Annotated in this window: 1 protein-coding gene; it reads left to right on the forward strand. The window is 45.2% G+C overall.

The annotated features are described in order from the left end of the window. Window positions 1-653: 653 nt before the first annotated feature. Window positions 654-1,032 (forward strand): MarR family winged helix-turn-helix transcriptional regulator (locus ACFQI7_RS37750; protein ID WP_377518639.1); only part of this gene is annotated, 379 nt, incomplete at its 3' end.

Here is a 1,032-nt window from a genome sequence, read left to right on the forward strand (position 1 = left end):
GGTGCTGCACAAGCAGCAGGACCCGCGGGTAACGGAGAACCCATGTCGATTCGAACATGCGCCATATGCCGGGCCGCTGCAAGCGTTTCAAAGATGAACATTGTCCCGCTCATTGCCGCGTAAATCGCGGCTTTTTCTTTTTTAGACAAAGGCTTGCAAGTCGAGGGAAGATTGGGGTTAATGCCATCGACGAGAACGGTATCGTCGTTATTTCTAGGTATGTAGCGGCGGTTGTCTTATCGAAGCCGCCGCTCAACGAAATGGCAGGATAATCCTGAAACCATATGGGGAAAATATCCATAAAACGAAGGCTTCCGTATCCTAGGCTGACTAACAAAGAAATGAAATGTGAACCCAATCGAATGAACAAGGAATATCGCCTAATGAAATCTTTCACACCGTTGAGCATAGCGATGGATGAACAAACAGTTGAAAATACACAATTACGTGATTACGTCCAAAGATATGTAACAAGGTTGACTGTATAAATAAAATCAAATGGATTAACTAAAAAATCGCCAGAAATTTTTGGCGATGTTTTTTTGTCTATCGGTTTGACAGTCAAACTAATTGGCAGTCTTGACATTAATACGAATTCGTACTAAACTGAACACACCCATTTACTATGATTTCGTACTAAAAGGAGAATTGGCATGCAGCAACTGTACGAACTCTTCCTCAAGAGCGGTTTGCGTCCGTTCGTTTTTATGTCCGATACGCTGCAGCTCGAAAAAAAAATGACGCGCTCAGATTTGTCAACTCTGATTATTTTGCTCTTCAAGGGAGATATGACGATGTCGGAACTGGCGTCCATGATGGGTGCCCCTCTAAGTACGATGACCAGCATCGCAAAACGGCTTGAGCACAAAGGTTACATCGCCAGGGCTGCATCTGCGCAAGATCAGCGTGTTAAACTAGTGACACTGACGCAGGTAGGACGGTACCTTGCGAAAGAATCGGAACAAATCATGTTGGCGGCGCTCGGCAGGCTGGAGGAGGCTTTTACTCCGGAAGAAATGGAGCAATTCATGA

This window comes from Paenibacillus allorhizosphaerae, assembly GCF_042659105.1.
In the GTDB taxonomy this organism is placed as follows: Bacteria; Bacillota; Bacilli; order Paenibacillales; family NBRC-103111; genus Paenibacillus_G; species Paenibacillus_G allorhizosphaerae.